The following is a 19,213-nucleotide window of genomic DNA, read 5'->3' on the forward strand; positions in this document are numbered from 1 at the left end:
TTACTTCATCCTCCCGGCAAAACCGCGCGGGAAGACGCAGACGATAGCAATGACGGCCAGATAGAAGAAGAAGTCGCCATACTCGGGCATAAGGTAGCGGCCGGTCGTATCAATGCAGCCGAGGACGAGACAGGCAAGCAACGCGCCGGAGATGGAGCCAGCGCCGCCGACCGAGACGACGACAAGGAAAGTCACCATGTAACGCAGGGCATAATAGGGCTCGACGGGCAGCAATTCGGCGCCCACCACACCGCCAAAGGCGGCAAGCCCGACGGCTATGGCGAAACTGACCGCATAGACGATCTCGGTCCTCACCCCGAGAGCCGCCGCCATCGAGGCATTGTCGACCGAGGCGCGCAGCTTGACGCCGAAAGACGTCTTCTCGATCGTGTACCAGAGCGCCAGAGCGACGATAAGACCGCAGACGATTGCGAAAATGCGATGCGTCCCGATGGTGCGGAAACCGAGGTCGACAGAGCCTTGCAGGCTGCCGGGCAAAGGTATGGTCTTCAAGGTCGGGCCGAAGACATAGTTGGCGATGCCGATGATGCAGAAGGTGATGCCGATCGTCATCAGCACCTGTGTCAGTTCCGGCGCACCGTAGATACGCCGGTAAAGCAGTCGCTCGATCGGGATGGAAATAATCACCGTGCCGATTACGGCCAGCAAGACGGCAGCGGCATAACCCAATCCCAGATCGTGCGCCGCATAGGAGGCGATATAACCGCCGATCATGGCGAAGGCGCCATGGGCCAGATTGACGACGCGCATCAACCCCATGGTGACGGAGAGGCCGATGGAGATCACGAACAGCACCATGCCGTAAGCGAGGGCATCGACTGCTATGCTGAGCACGGTTTGCATTGAAATCACTGGTCCGGTTATTGCGGCGCCGACCTTTGGGTCTCTATCTGAGCGGAAACCAATTCTGCTCAGATAGGAGCTATCGGTTAGAGCGTCCTACTTCGCTGCCGCGAGGCCGGGATCGCCCTGCTTTTCGAAGGTCTGAATCTCCTTGTTGTAGTACTTGCCGTCATCGCCCTTGGTGACCTCGCGCAGATAGATGTTCTGCGTGATGTGACGGCTTTCGGGATCGATGGTGACCGGACCGCGGGGGCTGACCCAGGAAAGACCCTTCACGGCATCGACAGCCTTCTGCGCATCCTGCTTGCCGCCGGTCGCCTCGATCATCTTGTAGATGACATGCATGCCGTCAAAGGCGCCGACGGCCGGGAAGGTCAATTCGGCTGGATTGCCGATCGCCTTGTCGCCAGCCGCGACGAAAGCCTTGTTTTCAGGGGAATCGTGCGAAATCGCATAATGGAACGTCGTCTGCATGCCGAGGGCCGCATCGCCAAGCGCCGGCAGGTCGGATTCCTGCGTCAGGTCACCTGGGGCGAACAGCTTGATGCCGGCCGTCTTCAGGCCGTTTTCATTATAGGCCTTGACGAAGCCGAGCGTCGTCGGGCCGGAGGGCAGGAAGGCGAAGACGCCCTGCGCGCCTGAATCCTTGATGCGCTGCATGATCGGGCTAAAGTCATTGGTCGACAGCGGCATGCGTATGGCCTGCACCACTTCGCCACCCTGCTTCTCGAAACCGGCCTTGAAGGCATTTTCGGCATCGACGCCGGGGCCGTAATCGCTGACGACGGAGATGACCTTCTTGACGCCGGCGTCATAGGCGACCTTGGCGATCGGGGTCGATGTTTGCCAGGTTGTGAAAGAGGTACGAACGACAAGCGGGCTCTTGGTGACAATCGCCGATGTCGCGGCGTTGAAGATCACCATCGGCACATTGGCCTGCTTGAGGATCGGCGTCACCGCCATGGCGTCCGGGGTGAAATAGAAACCGGCGAGGTACTGCACATGCTCCTTGACGACCAGTTCCTGGGCCAGCGCCTTCGATTGCGCGGGATCGGCCTGCGGCACGTCGCGGTAGATCACCTCCACCTCATCATTGCCGACCTTCTTGCCATTGACAGCCATATAGGCATCGATGCCGGCCTTGAAATTCTTTCCCTGCAGCGCAAACGGCCCCGAAAAGGGTCCGATGACCCCGACCTTGATGGTATCGGCATAGGCAGCGCCGCCAAGGGCAACGGCCGCGATGGCGGCCAAGACAAACCGTTTCATTCTTTCTCCTCCCGGCGGCGCGGATTCCGAGCCGCCCCTGATCTTCAAATCTCGATCATCGCCAATTTCTCATAGGAAATAGTGATGTAAAATGAAATAAATATCATAACCCATAATTCATGGGTTATGATTGAAGGCCAATACCTCGCTCATGCTGCCGTCCCCAACCGCTTGATCATACCGATCAGCTCCAGCGCGTGGCGTAGCGACGCAGCCGTCGCCACCGCCATTTGGGGCAACAGGAGCCACTCCAACGTCCAGGCGGCCCCGGAACGCTCCTGTTCATGAACAAGCGACTGATGGATACCGGAGAGTTGGACCGCGTTGAAGCGAGCGAGCGTCACCAGCATCTCCGCCGCAACCGGATTCTGCTTGTGCGGCATGGCGGAGGAGCCGCCGCCGCCGGCAAGCTCGATCTCATCGCCGGCCTGTGCCAGAAGCGCGACGTCCTGACCGATCTTGCCGAGACTGCCCGAGATCATCGACAGCAGCCCGGCCAGTTCGGCGATGCGCCCACGCTGGCTCTGCCATTGCGGCTCATCCGTCAGACCGAGCGCCTGCGCCAGCGAGGCACGGATGTCTTCCGCCCTCGGCCCGAACTTTTCCAGCGTGCCGGCCGCACCGCCGAATTGCAGGGCGAAGCTCTCCTGCGTCAGCCGGTCCCGATATTGTTCAAGCGGATGGCGCCAGGCACGCAGCCGGTCGGATACGGTAATCGGGATTGCGGCCTGCATGCGAGTACGGCCCATGAGCCTGTTCGAACCGAACTGCTTGTCAAGCTTTTGAAGTCCTGCAGAGACGGTAAAAAGGCGGCCGCTCAAGAGGAAGGCCACCGCCTTCAGGCGCATCATCAGGCTGGTATCGATGACGTCCTGGCTGGTGGCGCCGAAATGGACATGAGTACCGGCATCCTCGCCGACGGCTTTGCGCAGCTGCTTGACGAGATCAGGCACGACAACCCCGTCCGTTGCCGTTGCAGCCTTCAGGCTCGAGAGATCGGGCTCGAAACTGGCGCAGATCTCCTCGATACGCCGCGCGGATGCCTGCGGGATCAACCCATGCTGCGCTTCCACCCTGGCAAGCGCCGCTTCGAAGTCAAGCATGGCGCGGATGTCGGCCGTGGCCGAAAAATAATCCGAAATCTCCGCGTCACCGAGGAGGCCGGACAGAAAAGGGTGATCGAAGGGAGAAATGCTCATAGCCTATATATCGAGGAAAACCGTTTCCCTGTCTCCCTGCAAATGCACATCGAAGGTATAGACCGAACCCTCCTTGGTGGCGACGAGCGTCGCCAGGCGATCCTTGTGTTCGATGCGGGCAAGCAAGGGATCCTCGGCGTTGGCGCTCGTCTCTTCAGGAAAATACATGCGCGTATGCAGGCCGATATTGATGCCGCGCGCCACGATCCAGAATGTGATGTGCGGCGCCATCTTGCGTCCGTCCTTGAAGGGAACGCGACCGGGCTTGATCGTTTCGAAACGGAAAATCCCATCGTCCGAACTCGTCGGACAACGACCCCAGCCGGTGAAATTCGGATCGGCCGTGCCGCGCAGTTCCGAAGGACTATTGTAAAGTCCGGCACTGTCGGCCTGCCAGATCTCGATGACCGCGTCCCTGACCAGCCCGCCGGCGCCATCGAGGATGCGGCCCGTCACCGTGATGCGCTCGCCATGCGTCTTGTCATTGACCATGGAGGCACCGAGATCCGCGTCATAGACGCCGCCTATTTCGCTGTAGTTCGGCGTGAGGCCGATATGGACGTAAGGGCCTGCCGTCTGCGAAGGTGTTTCCTTCAGATAGCCGAGTTCTTGTACCATCAGTTGCCCTCCAGCCGGTTTTCGAACAGGGTCGAGCGACGACCGCGCAACACGATATCGAACTTGTAGGCGCGCGCATCCATCGGGATCGTATTGCCCCAGTCGAGCGGTGCGATCAGCTGCTCGATGGCTTGCTTGTCAGGGATCGTGCCGACGATCGGACATTTCCAGATCATCGGATCGCCCTCGAAATACATCTGCGTGATCAGTCGCTGGGCAAAGCCATGGCCGAAAACGGAGAAATGAATATGAGCCGGGCGCCAGTCGTTGACGCCGTTCGGCCAGGGATAGGCGCCTGGCCGGACCGTGCGGAAGGCATAGTGGCCTTCGTCATCGGTGATCGCGCGGCCGCAGCCGCCGAAGTTCGGATCGATGGCGGCGAGATAGGTTTCCTTCTTGTGGCGATAGCGCCCGCCGGCATTGGCCTGCCAGAATTCGAGCAGCACGCCCGGCACCGGCCGGCCACGCTCGTCGAGCACGCGGCCATGGACGATGATGCGCTCGCCGATCGCGCTTTCGCCGTGCTTGGCAAAATTATGGATCAGGTCGTTGTCCAGCTCGCCTATAATGGAGTGGCCGAAGACCGGTCCGGTGATTTCAGAGATCGTGCCGTCGAGCGAAAGCAATGCGCGCTGCGGCGAACGCAGCACGGAAGTCTTATAGCCGGGCGCAAAGGCCGGCGGATGCCAGGCGCGATCCCTGGCAAAGAAGGCGCCCGTTTCGGGCTTGCTGTTGGTTCTGTCGGACATGTCTGCCTCGCTTCAAGCCGCCCTTTCGGCGTCCATCTGTTCAAAAACCTGCTTGGCGATCTTGATCGCATGGTTGGCCGCCGGCACGCCGGCATAGATTGCCACATGCAAAAGCGCCTCGCGGATATCGTCGCGCGTCGCGCCGGTATTGCTGGTGGCGCGCACATGCATCGCGACCTCTTCGTCCTGGCCGAGCGCCGCCAGCAGGGCGATTGTCACGATGGAGCGTTCGCGCCGGCTGAGCGTCGGGCGCGACCAAACGTGGCCCCAGGCCGCTTCGGTGATCAACTCCTGAAAAGGCCGGTCGAACTCCGTCACTCCCTGCTGGGCACGATCGACATGGCCGTTGCCGAGCACCGCTCGTCTCGTCGCCATGCCCTGCAGATAGCGCTCGGATGGCGTGGTGGGGTCATTCATGGGGCTTGTTCTCCACGCAAAACGACGTCGATGAAGGCACGAATGACTTCGGTCAACGCCTCGGGTTGTTCGACGCAGGGGATATGGCCGGCGTCCTTGATGACTTCATAGCGCGCATTTGGAATGAGCTTGGCCGTCGAAAGTACCAGCTCGGGCGGCGTGGAACCATCCTGATCGCCGACGATGCAGATGGTCGGAACCGCTATCCTTTTTGCCGTCTCGGTCAGATCGGCGTCGCGAAGGGCGGCGCATGTTGCGGTGTAGCCCGCCACCGGCTGACGGATCAGCATGTTGCAATAGCCGCCGAAGGCAGTGTTTTCCGGGCGGCGGAAAGCCGGCGTGAACCAGCGCTCCATGATCGCATCGACGATCGATTCGATGCCCGCGGCCTCGACCTGCGCGATGCGGGCGTTCCAGCTGTCGGCCGTACCGATCTTGGGGGCCGTGTCGCACAGGATCAAGGCCCGCACGAGATCCGGCCGCCGCTGATAGAGCGACTGGGCGATCAGCCCGCCGACGGAAAGACCGCAAATGACGGCATCCTTGACCGAGAGGAAATCGAGCAGGCCGGCAAGATCGGTGGCATGATCCTCGATCGAATAGGGCATCTGGCCGAGATCGGACAGGCCGTGGCCGCGCTTGTCGTAGAGTACGATCGCGAAATCGCCGGCCAGGCGCACGATCACGTCGCGCCAGATCCGGAAGTCGGTGCCAAGCGAATTGGCAAAGACAAGAACCGGCTTGTCGGGCGATCCGCCGATGATCTGATAGTGGATCGTGACGTCATTGATGCGGGCAAACTGCACTGGAAAATCTCCTCGAGCGCGAGATTGGAACTATAATCCGGTTAGGTAAAATGATATTTCTTTGCTCTACGATAACTCCTGGGTTATGAATGAGCATGCTCGACGCCCGCATCAAATTCCGCCATCTGCAGACCTTTGTCGAGGTTGCGCGCCAGAAAAGCGTGATCAAGGCGGCGGGGCTCCTCCATATAAGCCAACCGGCGGTGACAAAAACGATCCGCGAGCTGGAGGAGGCGCTTGGCGTCTCCGTCTTCGAGCGCGACGGGCGCGGCATTCGCATCACCCGCTACGGTGAAGTGTTTCTCCGCCACGCCGGCGCAGCACTCTCGGCCTTAAGACAGGGGCTGGATTCCGTATCGCAGGAGCGCTCCGGCGAGGCGCCGCCGATCCGCATCGGCGCGCTGCCGACGGTGTCGACACGGATCATGCCAAGGGCGATGGAATTGTTTCTCCGCGAGGAGACCTGGAGCCGCATCAAGATCGTCACCGGCGAGAACGCCGTATTGCTGGAGCAGTTGCGCATCGGCGATCTCGACCTCGTGGTCGGTCGGCTGGCAAGCCCGGACAATATGGCCGGTTTCTCCTTCGAGCATCTCTACTCCGAGCAAGTGGTCTTTGCCGTCAGGGCTGGTCACCCGCTGCTTTCGGCAAAGCAATCGGTGTTTTCCGATCTCAGCCGCTATACGATCCTGATGCCCACGCGAGGCTCGATCATCCGCCCCTTCGTCGAGAGCTTCCTCATCGCCAATGGCGCCGGCCGCCTGCCCAACCAGATCGAGACCGTGTCCGACTCCTTCGGCCGCGCCTTCGTTCGGGCCAGCGACGCCATCTGGATCATTTCGGCCGGCGTCGTCGCGGGTGATGTCGATGACGGTCTGCTGGCGCTGCTGCCGATCGATACCAGCGAGACGAAAGGGCCGGTCGGATTGACTGTGCGTACCGACGCCGTCCCCACCCTGCCACTGTCTATCCTAATGCAGACGATCCGCGAGGCGGCGAACGAGGTCGCCAAGAAGCTCTAGAATCGGCTCAGAACGGAAGACCGACATAATTCTCCGCAAGCGCGGTCGAAGCAGCGCGGGAATGGGTGAGATAATCGAGTTCGGCCTCCTGGATCTTCTGGTCGAAGTCGCTGGTATCGGGAAAACGATGCAGCATCGTCGTCATCCACCAGGAAAAGCGCACGGCTTTCCAGACCCGGGCAAGCGCGCGAGCGGAATAGGCCTCCAGTCCGGCGTCCGAGTGAACCTGATAATGCTCGGCAAGTCCCGAGAACAGATAATACACGTCACTCGCCGCCAGATTGAGCCCTTTGGCACCGGTCGGCGGAACGATATGGGCGGCATCGCCGACGAGGAAGAGCCGGCCGAAGCGCATCGGTTCGGCCACGAAGGAACGCAGAGGCGCGATCGATTTCTCGAAGGACGCCGCCGTGACCAGGGCTTCGGCATGATGAGCCGGCAAACGGCGGCGCAATTCGTCCCAGAAGCGATCGTCGCTCCAGTCCTCGACCTTCTCGTCGAGTGGGCACTGGATGTAATAGCGGCTGCGCGTCATGGAACGCATCGAGCATAGGGCAAAGCCGCGCGGATGATTGGCATAGATCAATTCGTGATTGACCGGCGCTACTTCGGCCAACACGCCGAGCCAGCCGAAGGGATAGACCTTCTCGAAACTGCGGATCGATTTTTCCGGAACGGACTTGCGGCTGACACCGTGAAAGCCGTCGCAGCCAGCAATGAAATCGCAATTGATGCGATGGGAAATGCCGTCCTTGTCATAAGTCAGATAAGGCGTATCGCCATCAAAACCGTGTGGCTGAACATTGGCCGCATTGTAGATGGTCTGAGCGCCGCTTTGCTCGCGATGGGCCATCAGATCTCGGGTCATCTCCGTCTGGCCGTAGATGAGAACGCGCCTGCCGCCTGTGAGCCCATGAAGGTCGATGCGATGATCGCGACCGTTGAAGGCGAGCGAGAAGCCGTCATGCGGCAGGCCCTCTGCATGCAGGCGCGCGCTGGATTTCGCCTTGTCCATCAGCGAAACGGTGCCTTCCTCCAGCACGCCGGCGCGGACGCGGCCGAGGATATAGTCCTTGCCGACGCGGTCGAGAATGACATTGTCGATCCCGGCTTCCGTCAGCAGCTGGCCGAGCAGCAGACCGGATGGCCCTGACCCGATAATGGCGACTTGGGTGCGCATCGTTTCCTCCCATGCACGGTCTTTTGCCTAAGTCTGTCCGGCTGGCAGCAGGCTCGCAATGGACATTTCGGTCAAGAAATTGCACAAACCGAACATGGTGGAGGAGAAGAACCATGACGAGGGCCGTGCCGACCTATGAGCTCTACGGCGAAAATACCGGCCAAAAGCCGGATTTCTGGCTGCATTGTGAGACGATTCCCTCGCGCAGCAGCCTCCATCACTGGGAGATTCGCCCGCATCGGCACGAGAGCTTCTTTCAGATCTTGTACATAGACGCCGGCTCGGGCGACGCGATCTTCGATGGAATTGCCCATCCCATCACGCCGCCCGCCATCATCACCGTGCCGCCACGCCTCAATCACGGCTTCCGGTTCTCCAAAGACATAGACGGCTTCGTCATCACCGTGCTGATCTCGCACCTGAAAGCCGCCCCCGGCGACCGCAGCCGGCTGGGGTCGTGGCTCGCCGACCCGCATCTGACCTTGCTCGATACCGACGATGAGGATGCCGCCTATGTTGCGCGCACCTTGCGGCGGCTCGGCGAGGAATTTGCCAGCCATCGCAACGGCCGCAACGATCTGCTCGAAGCCTATCTCACCTCGGCAGTCCTGCTGACGGCGCGCATCGCCCAAAAGACGGATGAGGGGTCCAGTCTCGGCGACGAGAGCGAGCGGCGGACGGAAATGCTGCAGGGCCTTATCCAGCGCCATTTCCGCTCGCACAAGCCGGCCGCCTTCTATGCCGAAAGCCTCGGCATCTCGCCAGCCCATCTCAGCCGCATCGTGCGCAGCAAGACCGGCCACGGCGCCCACGAGCTGATCACGCGCAAGCTGCTGGATGAAGCCAAGCGCGAGCTGGTCTTCACCTTCGCGACCGTCCAGGAAATCAGCTATCGCCTCGGCTTCGCCGACCCCGCTTATTTCTCGAGATTCTTCGTAAAACAGACCGGCGAGACACCGCGCGCCTGGCGCATTGCCGAGCGGGCGAAGCTTGGGATGTGAGCAAGATAATCGCCTATGCCGATGGGCGGAAAATAATGGCCAGCCATCCACCCTCGAAGGACGAGGATGGCCCGGAGGAGCGTGAAGGTTACGGAAGCACCAGCCTCAACGCCTTCTGCGTTTCTTTCAGCAATGGCAGAAAGCGCTCCACCATGTCGGCGGCGGCGACATAGGCGGCCGGGGCGCCGATATTGATGGCCGCCACGGTCTGGCCCCGATCGTTTTCGACCGGGACGGCGATGGAGCAAAGGCCTATTTCCAGCTCCTGGTCGATGACGGCATAGCCCTGCGCCCTCACCCGGCGAAATTCGGCCATCAAGTCTTCCGGATCGGTCTTGGTGTTCGGCGTGTTCGCCCTGAGATCGGTCCTCGCGAGGACGGAGCGCGCTTCGCTTTCCGGCAGGGCGGCGAGCAGGACGCGGCCCATCGAGGCACAGAAGGCCGGAAGGCGGCTGCCGGGCGTCAGGTTGATGGACATCACCCGGCGCTGTGAGGCGCGGGCGATATAAACGACTTCGGTGCCGTCGAGCACCGAGGCCGAGGCATTCTGGCTTGCCCGCTCGGAGAGCTGATCGAGATGAGGCTGGATGATGATCGGCAGGGGCGTCGCCGCTAGATAGGCGTGACCGAGCCGCAGGACCTTCGGCGTCAGGGTGAAGAATTTTCCGTCGTAAACGGCATAGCCGAGCTCGGAGAGCGTCAGCAGCGAGCGGCGCACGGTGGCGCGGTCGAGCCCGGTCAGTTTCGATGCTTCGGCGATCGTCAGACGCTGCCGCGTCTCCCCGAAGGCTTCGATGACTTTCAAGCCCTTGGCAAAGCCGCTGACGAAATCCGTCTCTCGCATCATTCACTCCAAATTTTCGACCATTTTTGTGCGATATATGAACAAATGTCAAATAACGCACAAATTTATTGACGATGTCAGGCCAAAGGCGCTTATTGACGCCCGCAGGACAGCATTTGTTGAGGAGGCCCTATGGCGAAGATCCTATCGCTTTCGCAGGCGGTGGCAGAGAATGTGCATGATGGCGATACGGTCGCCATGGAGGGGTTCACCCATCTCATTCCCTATGCCGCCGGCCACGAAGTCATCCGACAGGGCAAGAAAGACCTCTATCTGGTCCGTATGACGCCGGATATTCTCTATGATCAGCTGATCGGCGTCGGCGCGGCGCGCGGCATGAAATTTTCATGGGGCGGCAATCCCGGCGTCGGCTCGCTGCACCGTTTCCGCGATGCCGCCGAGAACCAGTGGCCGCGACCGCTTGAGATCGAGGAGCATTCGCATGCCGCCATGGCCAACGCTTATGAGGCGGGCGCGGCAAACCTGCCCTTTGCGATGCTGCGCGGCTATATCGGCGCCGACCTGCCGAAGGTCAATCCGAACATCAGAAACGTGACCTGTCCCTTCACCGGCGAAGTGCTGGCTGCCGTCCCGGCTATCCGGCCGGATGTCGCCATCATCCACGCGCTGCGTGCTGACCGTAAGGGCAATGTGCTGCTCGAAGGGATCGTCGGCGTGCAGAAAGAGGCGGTGCTTGCCGCCAAGCGCTCCATCGTGACAGTCGAGGAAATCGTCGATGAGCTGAACCCGCCGTCGCCGAACTCGGTCGTGCTGCCGACATGGGCGTTGACCGCGGTCGCTCTCGTGCCCGGTGGGGCATTCCCCTCCTATGCGCAGGGCTATTATGCCCGTTCCAACGCCTTCTACATCGCCTGGGACGAAATCGCCCGCGATCGCGACAGCTTCCTGGCCTGGATCGACGAGCATGTGATGAAGGCGGGTCCGGAGGATTTCGCCAAATATGCCGGCAAGAAGCCGGTCAAGTCGGCGTGAGGAGGTCAAGATGAGCGATTTTACGCCAACCGAAATGATGACCATTGCCGCCGCCCGCGCACTGACCAACGACGATGTCTGCTTCGTCGGTATCGGCGCGCCATCGGCTGCCTGCAACGTCGCGCGGCTGACGCATGCGCCTGATATCACGCTCATCTATGAGAGCGGCACCGTCGGCACCAAGCCGGATGTGCTGCCCTTGTCGATCGGCGATGGCGAGCTCTGCGACACCGCACTCTTCACCGTCGCGGTGCCGGAGATGTTCCGCTACTGGCTGCAGGGCGGGCACATCACGACAGGCTTCCTCGGCGGCGCGCAGATCGATAAATTCGCCAATCTGAACACCACCGTCGTCGGCCCTTATGACCACCCCAAAGTCCGTCTTCCGGGCGGCGGCGGCGCACCGGAAATAGCCAGCAATTGCGGCCAGATCTTCATCACCATGGCGCTCTCCAAGCGCGGCTTCGTCGAAAAGCTGCCCTTCATCACCTCGATGGGCCATGGCGAAGGTGGCAATCACCGCGAACGCTTGGGCATGAAGACGAAAGGCCCGACTCGGGTTATTACCGATCTCTGCATTCTCGAGCCTGATCCGGTGACCAAGGAGTTGACTGTCGTGTCGATCCACAAGGGCGTTGCCCGCGAGCAGATCATTGAGAATTGCGGCTGGGCGATCAAGTTTGCCGATGAGGTGATCGAGACGCCGCCACCGACCGACACCGAACTTTCCGTCCTGCGCGACATCAACGCCCGCACCAAGAAAGCCCATGAGGCAGCCTGATGACCGAAGCCTTTATCTGTGACTATATCCGCACGCCGATCGGCCGCTTTGGCGGATCGCTTTCCTCCGTCCGCGCCGATGATCTGGGCGCCGTGCCGCTGAAGGCGTTGATCGAGCGCAATGGCTCGATCGATTGGGAAGCCGTCGACGACGTGATCTTCGGCTGCGCCAACCAGGCCGGCGAAGACAATCGCAACGTTGCCCGCATGTCGCTTCTGCTTGCCGGCCTTCCCATTTCTGTTTCCGGCACGACGATCAACCGCCTTTGCGGCTCCGGCATGGACGCCGTCATCGCAGCAGCCCGCGCCATCCGCTCCGGCGAGGCCGATCTGATGATCGCCGGCGGCGTCGAGAGCATGTCGCGCGCGCCCTTCGTCATCCCCAAGGCCGAAAGCGCCTTTTCGCGCAATGCCGAGATCTATGACACCACGATCGGCTGGCGCTTCATCAATCCGCTGATGAAGAAGCAATATGGCGTCGATTCCATGCCGGAGACCGGCGAAAACGTCGCCGAGGACTACAAGGTCAGCCGCGAGGATCAGGACGCCTTTGCCGTTCGCTCGCAGGCAAAAGCTGCAGCAGCCCAGGAAAACGGCCGGCTTGCCAAGGAGATCACGCCGGTAACGATCCCGCAGCGCAAGGGCGACGCGATCGTCGTCGGCAAGGATGAGCATCCGCGCGCCACGACGATCGAGGCGCTTGCCAAGCTTGGGACGCCCTTCAAGAAGGAAGGCGGCACCGTGACGGCCGGCAATGCCTCCGGCGTCAATGATGGCGCCGCCGCCCTCATCATCGCTTCGGAAGCAGCCGTGAAGAAATACGGTCTGACACCGATCGCCCGTATTCTCGGCGGAGCCGCCGCCGGCGTCCCCCCGCGCATCATGGGCATCGGCCCGATTCCTGCCTCCCGCAAGCTGATGGCGCGCCTCGGCATGCGCCAGGAGCAGTTCGACGTCATCGAGCTCAACGAGGCCTTCGCCTCGCAAGGGCTTGCTGTCCTGCGCGAGCTCGGCATCGCCGATGACGACGCCCGCGTCAATCGCAACGGCGGCGCCATAGCGCTCGGCCATCCGCTCGGCATGTCAGGCGCCCGCATCACCGGCACCGCCGCCCTCGAACTGAAGGAAACCGGCGGCCGCTATTCGCTGTCGACCATGTGTATCGGCGTCGGCCAGGGGATTGCGATCGCGCTCGAACGCGTCTGATTTTCCCGTTGTCCAAGGTCCGCCGCCCCACGGTCGGCGGATCGAAGCTTATGCCCACGGTGCATGCGTCGATTGCTTCGTGGCACGCGGCGATTATCAACCTTGCCGGGAACGGCAAGCACTCTGGCGCGTTTTTCCTGCTGCTCAGCGGGATCAATCCATGCAGTCACGCCAGAAATTTCCAAAGCTACCCCTCTCGATCGCCTTCGTCATTCTCATCACCGCCATCCTGTCGCTATCGACTGCGCAGGTCGCATTCGCAGCCGAGGGCCAGAAGGCGGCCCATCCTTCCGAAGGGCTGTTTCTGGTTCAGATCATCGTCCTGGTGGTTTCAGGCCGCCTGCTCGGCGAATTGATGGTTCGGATCGGCCAGCCGTCGATCATGGGTCAGATCATCGCGGGCATCATCCTGGGTCCCTCCTTATTCGGTCTGGCGTTCCCGCATCTGCAAGCGAGCCTTTTTCCTTCGGACGGCGCGCAGAAGAGCATGACGGATGCAATCGGCCAGCTCGGCATCCTCTTTCTCCTGCTGCTTGCGGGCATGGAGACCGACCTAAGTCTGGCCAGGCGCCTGCGCAAATCCGCAGCCGGTGTCTCCTTGACGGGGATCGTGATCCCCTTTGCGGCGGGCTTTGCGCTGGGCGAGTTCATTCCGGACGCCTTGCTTCCCGATCCCCAGAAAAGGCTCGTGACATCCCTGTTCCTCGGAACGGCCCTTTCGATCTCCTCGGTCAAGATCGTCGCCACGGTCGTTCGCGAGATGGGCTTCATGCGTCGCAATGTCGGCCAGCTCATCGTCGCCTCCGCCATCATCGACGATACCGTGGGCTGGGTCATTATCGCGGTGACGTTCGGTCTGGCAGTGAAGGGAACCGTCGATCTCGCGACGCTCGCAACCAGCGTCATCGGCACGCTGGCTTTCATGGCCGTCAGCTTCACGGTCGGCAGGCGGGTCGTATTCGAGATCATCCGCTGGACCAACGACCATTTTCGCAGCGACCTGCCGGTGCTCAGCGCCATCATCGCGATCATGGGCGCGATGGCGATCATCACCAACTTCATCGGCGTTCACACGGTCCTCGGCGCCTTTGTCGCCGGTATTCTGATCGGCGAATCGCCGATCCTCACGCGCCAGATCGATGTTCAGCTGCGCGCGCTGACGACGGCGCTCTTCATGCCTGTTTTCTTCGGGCTGACGGGCTTGCAGACCGATCTGACCGTGCTCGCCGATCCCTCTATCCTGCTGCTGACGGCCGCCGTCGTTGTCATCGCCAGTATCGGCAAATTCGGAGGCGCTTTCGCCGCCGCGAAAATCGGAGGCTATTCGGCGGCGGAAGCCCTGGCACTCGGTTGCGGCATGAATGCGCGGGGGTCGACGGAAGTGATCGTCGCGACCATAGGCCTATCCGTAGGCGTTCTCGACGAAAAGCTCTTCTCCGTCATCGTCGCCATGGCCGTCATCACCACCATGGCCATGCCGCCGACGCTGCGCTGGGCGCTTAAACGCCTGCCGTTGCGCGAGGAAGAGCGCGACCGATTGGAGCGAGAGCAGTTCGAGAGCGAAAGTTTCCTGGCTAATTTCGAACGCATTCTTCTCACGATCGACGGTTCGCAAAGCAGCCGTCTGGCGACGTGGCTCGCCGCCTTCTTCGCGGTGACGCGCAAGATGCCGGTCACCGTTCTCGACGTGCGGGAAGCAGACGACGACAGGAGCGAAAGGGATGCGACGGCCGCCGTATCGAAAACCTCGCAGGCCAAGTCCTCTGCCGATGATCTGCGGAAATGCGCAACCGATCTCATTTCGACGGCACCGACGGACAAGGACACGGCGTCCGAAAGCGATATCCATGTCACGGTTCGAGAAAAGGATGGCGAACTCGACACAGTGCTTGGCGATATCTCAAGCACAGGCCATGATCTCCTATTCACCGGCATCGAGCCGTCCATGGGGGAGGATGGCCGATTTAGCGCTTCCCTGCAGGTCATGACATCGGCGTTCGCGGGAACCTCCGCCATCGTAACGGCGCGCGGCTTGCTTTCGGAACGACCTCAGGATCTGCGAATCCTGCTCCCGGTCAGCGGCACGGAACGCTCCGTCAGGGCGGCCGAATTCGGGCTCGCGATCGCGAAGGCGGCGAATGCTCATTGCGCGCTGCTGCTGATCGTGGAACCAAGGCAAGCCCGAGCCATCCCGCGCATCAGTGATCATCCCGACGACCATTGGGATATCTTGAAGAAGGTCGGCTCTATTGCGGACCACTATGGCGTCAAAGTCGAGAAGGTCGTCCAGGAGGGACCGTCGCCGGAGCTGTCGATCCTGCGCCACGCCCGCAGCGGACAATATAACTTGATCGTGCTCGGGGTGAGCAAACGGGCAAGCGGCAGCCTTTCCTACGGAAGCGTTGCCGATACGCTGCTGCAAACGGCGGACCGGTCATGCATCTTCATCGAAACCGACGTGGCCCCCTCGCAGGCAATCCGTGAATAGGCAAGTGCGCAGAATGCGGGGATAGATCAAGGGAATCAATGAAGGGCATCAATGCTATTCATTTCTCCCGCGCGGTGCCGTAAGCCATATTGGGTGACAGCACAATTCTATCGAGATCGATGATGTCCGAACTTGCCGTCTTGCGTGAATATGAAGAGGCCGATACGCGGGAGGGATGGAAGGTGGTCGCCGCCACCCATGTGCTGACGGCCGTGACCTTCGGAGCGGCCTATTCCTTCTCCGCTACCTTCCCAGGGCTTGCTGCCGAATTCAGCGCGTCCCGCGGCGAGACTGCCTTGGTCTTTTCCATATCCGCTTTCCTGTTCTATTCGCTGGGCGCGATTGCCGGGCCGCTTGCCGACAGACGGTCACCGCGTAGCCTGGTTGTGCTGGGGTTGGCGGCGATGATCCTCGGCTATATCGGGGCCAGTCGCGCCGGCTCCCTTCTGTCGCTTTACATCTGGTATGGCTTTGGCGTCGGGTTTGGGATTGGCCTGTCCTATGTTCCGGCCCTCGGGGTTGTGCAGTCCTGGTTTATCCGCAAACGAAGTCAGGCGTCTGGTATCGCCACGGCCGGTCTGGGGCTTGGTACGCTGATCCTGCCCTTTGCCGTCGGCCAGGCCCTTCCATCGATCGGCTGGCGGGGATGTTTCGTCGCGCTCGCATGTGTCTTTGCCGGTCTCGCCCTGCCGGCTGCAATGTTCATCCGCAAAAGGCGTGACAATACGAGCCGGCCCTCGGTCCGTGACGGCCATGCAGATGCCCTCACACTATGGCGCGACAGCAGATTTTGTCTTTTCTACATCGTGCTTATTCTGTCCTCCTTCTGCACCTTCATCCCTTACGTCCATATCGTCGCGGCCGCCCAGGACATGGGTCTTTCGATTCAGGACGGAACCGCCCTTGTCGGCCTTATCGGCGTCGGCAATGTCATCGGACGCTTTTTTCTGGCCGGCCTCGGGGATCGCCTCGGTCGCCGACGGTTGCTGGCATCGCTGACATTTGCAGTCGCCGGGTCGTTTGCCCTATGGGCATCGGCAACGGGCATGATCCAGCTGGCATTGTTCGCATTAACGTTCGGCATGAGCTATGGCGGCTGCGTCGGCCTGTATCCGGCCGTCGCAGCCGATCTGTTCGGCACGCGTCGTATCGGCGCGGTCCTCGGATATCTCTATACGGCGGTGGGCATAGCAGCCTTGATCGGCCCCACTGCCGCGGGCTTCATTTTCGATCGTACCGGCAGTTACTTCGGCCCTATCGTCGCAAGCGGCGTCGCCGCCTTCATCGCGGGATTCATAGCCCTTCGCCTTGAACGCAAGAGCGCAATTGCCCTATAGCTGGGCGGCGATAGCAGCCTTGTCTATGATCGACCAAACCTGACGGATCCGTCCGTCCAGGAACTCGTAGAAGACGTTTTCGGTAAACTGCACTTTCCTTCCGTTCACCGGCAGGTCAAACAGCATCTCCGTCGGCGTGCAATCGAAATGCAAACGGCTGGCGACCCAGGGCGGTTCGCAAATCAGCAGGCGGATGTCGAAATGAAGATCGGGAATGGCACGAAAATCTCGCTTGAGCATCTCGCGATAACCTGACAACCCGATGCGGCTGCCGTTGTAGTCAACGTCCTCATGGACGAAGTGACCCAAATTCGACCAATCCTGTTCGTTCAGGCAATCAATATAGCCTCGGTAAATGTCAGATAGGTCTGCGCTCGTCATGATCCTTGCCTCCGCTGGCGCTGCGGCGCGGCATCGATACTTACGCGGATAGCTGCCGACGACGACGGCCTGCGATCATGGCCATCGAATGCTTCAGCAGCGGTGCCGGCCGCCCGATATGGTATCCTTGAACGGCATCGATACCAAAGGATTTGACGAGGTCGAGCTGTTCATCGTCCTCGACACCTTCGATAAGGATCTTATGTCCGCGATTTCGCACCAAGTCGACGATATCCTCAAGAAGAACCCTGGCACTGGTGCTGTTTACGGCATCGTGGAGGAACGATTTGTCGATCTTGACGGTTTCGAATTCCATCAGGCGAAGCCAGGATAGCCCGGCAAATCCCGTCCCGAAATCGTCCAGCCAGAATTTGATGCCGAGCTTCTTGAGATCGTGGATGCCGCTGAGAACGTCGGGACGTATCTCCAAATCGACGCCTTCGGTAATCTCGAACGCAACCCTGTGTCCCGAAACGCCCGTCTCGGCAAGAATGGCGGCAACCTGCGCCGCAAAGGTTGGGGCCCTCAGCTGGATCGGAGAAACATTGATGCTCACGGTCTCGACGACATCACGCGACAGCAACTCCCGGCATGCCGTCCTGATCGCCCAATATCCCAAATCGATGATGGCTCCCGTGCGCTCCGCTATGGGAATGAAGACGCTGGGCGGAGAGCTCGAGCCATCGAGCAATTGCATGCGCATCAAGGCCTCGTAAGCGCCTATCTCGCCGGTCTCAAGATACTGGATGGGTTGATAGACGAGGGAGACGAGGTTTTGCGGAAGGGCGATCTTCAGTATGGCCGCGATATTTTCGCTGGCATCGCCACCCGGAAGCTCGTTCGGATCAAACAGCCGGGCACAGTTCCGCCCGCTTGCCTTTGCGGAGTAAAGTGCCCGATCGGCTTCGTTGATGACGTTTTCAAGCTTTGCGCTGGCGATTTCTCTCGTGACAGTCGCCCCCACGCTCACCGTTACATGCGGAAAACCGTCGAGCCGCTGGGCATGGACTATGTCGAGGGCTTCGATCCCCCGACAAATGGCTTCCGCCAGGCCCAATGCATCAGCACCATGCTCCACATCGAGGATAACGATAAATTCTTCACCCCCATATCGCCCGACGGTCGCGCCCAAGGGGGCAACAATGTCCGCCAATGCATTGGCAACGGTGACGAGGCAATGATCGCCCTCCTGGTGACCATAATAGTCGTTGTACTTCTTGAAGAAATCGACGTCGACGAGCAGAACGGCAAATCCAGCCCTCTCCTCGCGCCAGCGGTCCCAAAATTGCTTCAGCCGGATATCGGCGGCCCTTCGGTTTTCCATGCCGGTGAGGGAATCGGTAATGGACAGGCGCAGAAGGGCTTCACCGCGCTCGGTGGCCTGGCGCTGCTGCAATTCGGCCTCCCTCGCATTGAGGAAGACATTGAAGCGCTCCTTGTTCAACTTCCAATTCACATAGGATGTGAAAACGAAGCAGCAAAGGTAAAAGGTGGTGAAAGCCAGGCAGTAAGCGGGGCTGTAGTGAAAGACGATCAGCGACAACAGAAAGCTGACAAAGATCAGACCCGACGACGCTATCGCAAGGCCGAATTCGAGACTGAAGAACAGATTGACGCCCATCATGAAAATCGCGCCATACGCGGCATAATAGGAGAACGCTTCGGCATGGAAGGTGCCTAGCGCAGGCACGAGCCACACGATGCAGCCGAAAACCACGGCAGCGGCACAGGTCGCCTCCAGCTCTCCCGCGCGACGTTGAAGCGAAAACTGGATTTCCAGAACCAGGAGCGAGACGCCGCCGATGAAGAATCGGGCCGGAATGGTCACGTGCGAGACGTCGGGAATAAAGATCAGATCCGTGACCACGAAAAGAAGATAAACGGGCACGGCAAGCCACAGGCCGCTGCGCGCCAATGCGCGACGCGCCTCGTTGCTGTAATCCTTGTAGAGCGCGCGAAGTCCGGTGGGGGGACTCGACCGGCGGGCGTCTCCCTGCTCAAAATCGCCTCCTCCCCACAATCGACGCATGCTCATCATCACCCGAGTTAGCCAAGACCT

18 protein-coding genes are annotated in these 19,213 nt (G+C 60.7%); 7 read left to right on the forward strand and 11 right to left on the reverse strand.

Annotated elements, in window-relative coordinates; all coding sequences use genetic code 11:
* From GA0061101_RS11425 to pcaD, 7 genes are all read right to left on the reverse strand, one after another.
* Nucleotides 1-864, reverse strand: a complete 864-nt coding sequence (locus tag GA0061101_RS11425; protein WP_037192849.1) for a branched-chain amino acid ABC transporter permease — start codon at nucleotides 862-864, stop codon at nucleotides 1-3.
* A 96-nt stretch (nucleotides 865-960) separates the two neighbouring features.
* Complete coding sequence (locus GA0061101_RS11430) at nucleotides 961-2,133, reverse strand: ABC transporter substrate-binding protein (RefSeq protein ID WP_037192851.1); 1,173 nt, start codon at nucleotides 2,131-2,133, stop codon at nucleotides 961-963.
* A gap of 149 nt (nucleotides 2,134-2,282) precedes the next feature.
* Nucleotides 2,283-3,332 (reverse strand): 3-carboxy-cis,cis-muconate cycloisomerase, encoded by a 1,050-nt coding sequence (locus GA0061101_RS11435; RefSeq protein ID WP_037192853.1) that lies wholly within the window; start codon nucleotides 3,330-3,332, stop codon nucleotides 2,283-2,285.
* A 3-nt stretch (nucleotides 3,333-3,335) separates the two neighbouring features.
* Nucleotides 3,336-3,950 (reverse strand): protocatechuate 3,4-dioxygenase subunit alpha, encoded by a 615-nt coding sequence (pcaG, locus tag GA0061101_RS11440; protein ID WP_037192855.1) that lies wholly within the window; start codon nucleotides 3,948-3,950, stop codon nucleotides 3,336-3,338.
* On the reverse strand, nucleotides 3,950-4,699 hold the full coding sequence (gene pcaH, locus GA0061101_RS11445) for a protocatechuate 3,4-dioxygenase subunit beta (protein WP_037192858.1): 750 nt from the start codon (nucleotides 4,697-4,699) through the stop codon (nucleotides 3,950-3,952). Before pcaH ends, pcaG begins: the two co-directional genes overlap by 1 nt.
* 12 nt (nucleotides 4,700-4,711) lie before the next feature.
* Nucleotides 4,712-5,116, reverse strand: coding sequence for a 4-carboxymuconolactone decarboxylase (pcaC, locus tag GA0061101_RS11450; protein WP_037192861.1), 405 nt, complete (start codon nucleotides 5,114-5,116; stop codon nucleotides 4,712-4,714).
* Nucleotides 5,113-5,922: a 3-oxoadipate enol-lactonase gene (gene pcaD / locus GA0061101_RS11455; protein ID WP_037192863.1), complete on the reverse strand. Its 810-nt coding sequence runs from the start codon at nucleotides 5,920-5,922 to the stop codon at nucleotides 5,113-5,115. Before pcaD ends, pcaC begins: the two co-directional genes overlap by 4 nt.
* Nucleotides 5,923-6,017: 95 nt before the next feature.
* Here pcaD and pcaQ point away from each other — a divergent pair, with 95 nt between their 5' ends.
* Nucleotides 6,018-6,944, forward strand: coding sequence for a pca operon transcription factor PcaQ (pcaQ, locus tag GA0061101_RS11460; protein WP_037193286.1), 927 nt, complete (start codon nucleotides 6,018-6,020; stop codon nucleotides 6,942-6,944).
* A 7-nt stretch (nucleotides 6,945-6,951) separates the two neighbouring features.
* Here pcaQ and pobA read toward each other — a convergent pair whose 3' ends face one another.
* Complete coding sequence (gene pobA / locus GA0061101_RS11465) at nucleotides 6,952-8,124, reverse strand: 4-hydroxybenzoate 3-monooxygenase (RefSeq protein WP_037192864.1); 1,173 nt, start codon at nucleotides 8,122-8,124, stop codon at nucleotides 6,952-6,954.
* A gap of 113 nt (nucleotides 8,125-8,237) precedes the next feature.
* Between pobA and GA0061101_RS11470 the strand changes: the two genes are divergently transcribed.
* On the forward strand, nucleotides 8,238-9,125 hold the full coding sequence (locus GA0061101_RS11470) for a helix-turn-helix domain-containing protein (protein WP_037192866.1): 888 nt from the start codon (nucleotides 8,238-8,240) through the stop codon (nucleotides 9,123-9,125).
* 88 nt (nucleotides 9,126-9,213) lie between these two features.
* On the opposite strand, the gene GA0061101_RS11475 is transcribed toward GA0061101_RS11470, so the two are convergent.
* On the reverse strand, nucleotides 9,214-9,969 hold the full coding sequence (locus GA0061101_RS11475) for an IclR family transcriptional regulator (protein ID WP_037193288.1): 756 nt from the start codon (nucleotides 9,967-9,969) through the stop codon (nucleotides 9,214-9,216).
* 132 nt (nucleotides 9,970-10,101) lie between these two features.
* Between GA0061101_RS11475 and GA0061101_RS11480 the strand changes: the two genes are divergently transcribed.
* From GA0061101_RS11480 to GA0061101_RS11500, 5 genes are all read left to right on the forward strand, one after another.
* Nucleotides 10,102-10,962, forward strand: a complete 861-nt coding sequence (locus tag GA0061101_RS11480; RefSeq protein WP_037192868.1) for a CoA transferase subunit A — start codon at nucleotides 10,102-10,104, stop codon at nucleotides 10,960-10,962.
* A gap of 10 nt (nucleotides 10,963-10,972) precedes the next feature.
* A complete protein-coding gene (locus GA0061101_RS11485; RefSeq protein ID WP_047558896.1) occupies nucleotides 10,973-11,743 on the forward strand; it encodes a CoA-transferase subunit beta in 771 nt (256 codons plus the stop codon).
* Nucleotides 11,743-12,948: a 3-oxoadipyl-CoA thiolase gene (pcaF, locus tag GA0061101_RS11490; RefSeq protein ID WP_037192873.1), complete on the forward strand. Its 1,206-nt coding sequence runs from the start codon at nucleotides 11,743-11,745 to the stop codon at nucleotides 12,946-12,948. The genes GA0061101_RS11485 and pcaF overlap by 1 nt, the downstream gene beginning before the upstream one ends.
* 160 nt (nucleotides 12,949-13,108) lie before the next feature.
* A complete protein-coding gene (locus tag GA0061101_RS11495) occupies nucleotides 13,109-15,436 on the forward strand; it encodes a cation:proton antiporter domain-containing protein (protein ID WP_051963315.1) in 2,328 nt (775 codons plus the stop codon).
* 122 nt (nucleotides 15,437-15,558) lie between these two features.
* The gene (locus GA0061101_RS11500) at nucleotides 15,559-16,773 is read left to right on the forward strand and encodes an MFS transporter (RefSeq protein WP_051963317.1); all 1,215 of its coding nucleotides are present in this window, start codon (nucleotides 15,559-15,561) and stop codon (nucleotides 16,771-16,773) included.
* On the opposite strand, the gene GA0061101_RS11505 is transcribed toward GA0061101_RS11500, so the two are convergent.
* Entirely contained in the window at nucleotides 16,768-17,154 is a 387-nt protein-coding gene (locus tag GA0061101_RS11505) for an ester cyclase (RefSeq protein WP_037192875.1), read from the reverse strand. The genes GA0061101_RS11500 and GA0061101_RS11505 overlap by 6 nt on opposite strands.
* A 40-nt stretch (nucleotides 17,155-17,194) precedes the next feature.
* On the reverse strand, nucleotides 17,195-19,183 hold the full coding sequence (locus GA0061101_RS11510) for a putative bifunctional diguanylate cyclase/phosphodiesterase (RefSeq protein WP_245297465.1): 1,989 nt from the start codon (nucleotides 19,181-19,183) through the stop codon (nucleotides 17,195-17,197).
* Between the last annotated feature and the right edge of the window lie 30 nt (nucleotides 19,184-19,213).

This window comes from Martinezella lusitana, assembly GCF_900094565.1.
In the GTDB taxonomy this organism is placed as follows: Bacteria; Pseudomonadota; Alphaproteobacteria; order Rhizobiales; family Rhizobiaceae; genus Rhizobium; species Rhizobium lusitanum.

Bases quoted from the DNA above. Each gene is read 5' to 3' on its own strand.
- GA0061101_RS11505 (WP_037192875.1), bottom strand. From the start codon at position 17,154: ATGACGAGCGCAGACCTATCTGACATTTACCGAGGCTATATTGATTGC.
- GA0061101_RS11470 (WP_037192866.1), top strand. From the start codon at position 8,238: ATGACGAGGGCCGTGCCGACCTATGAGCTCTACGGCGAAAATACCGGC.
- GA0061101_RS11500 (WP_051963317.1), top strand. From the start codon at position 15,559: ATGTCCGAACTTGCCGTCTTGCGTGAATATGAAGAGGCCGATACGCGG.
- GA0061101_RS11435 (WP_037192853.1), bottom strand. From the start codon at position 3,332: ATGAGCATTTCTCCCTTCGATCACCCTTTTCTGTCCGGCCTCCTCGGT.
- pcaG (WP_037192855.1), bottom strand. From the start codon at position 3,950: ATGGTACAAGAACTCGGCTATCTGAAGGAAACACCTTCGCAGACGGCA.
- pobA (WP_037192864.1), bottom strand. From the start codon at position 8,124: ATGCGCACCCAAGTCGCCATTATCGGGTCAGGGCCATCCGGTCTGCTG.
- GA0061101_RS11475 (WP_037193288.1), bottom strand. From the start codon at position 9,969: ATGCGAGAGACGGATTTCGTCAGCGGCTTTGCCAAGGGCTTGAAAGTC.
- GA0061101_RS11430 (WP_037192851.1), bottom strand. From the start codon at position 2,133: ATGAAACGGTTTGTCTTGGCCGCCATCGCGGCCGTTGCCCTTGGCGGC.
- pcaQ (WP_037193286.1), top strand. From the start codon at position 6,018: ATGCTCGACGCCCGCATCAAATTCCGCCATCTGCAGACCTTTGTCGAG.
- GA0061101_RS11495 (WP_051963315.1), top strand. From the start codon at position 13,109: ATGCAGTCACGCCAGAAATTTCCAAAGCTACCCCTCTCGATCGCCTTC.
- pcaH (WP_037192858.1), bottom strand. From the start codon at position 4,699: ATGTCCGACAGAACCAACAGCAAGCCCGAAACGGGCGCCTTCTTTGCC.
- GA0061101_RS11485 (WP_047558896.1), top strand. From the start codon at position 10,973: ATGAGCGATTTTACGCCAACCGAAATGATGACCATTGCCGCCGCCCGC.
- GA0061101_RS11480 (WP_037192868.1), top strand. From the start codon at position 10,102: ATGGCGAAGATCCTATCGCTTTCGCAGGCGGTGGCAGAGAATGTGCAT.
- pcaF (WP_037192873.1), top strand. From the start codon at position 11,743: ATGACCGAAGCCTTTATCTGTGACTATATCCGCACGCCGATCGGCCGC.
- GA0061101_RS11510 (WP_245297465.1), bottom strand. From the start codon at position 19,183: ATGCGTCGATTGTGGGGAGGAGGCGATTTTGAGCAGGGAGACGCCCGC.
- GA0061101_RS11425 (WP_037192849.1), bottom strand. From the start codon at position 864: ATGCAAACCGTGCTCAGCATAGCAGTCGATGCCCTCGCTTACGGCATG.
- pcaC (WP_037192861.1), bottom strand. From the start codon at position 5,116: ATGAATGACCCCACCACGCCATCCGAGCGCTATCTGCAGGGCATGGCG.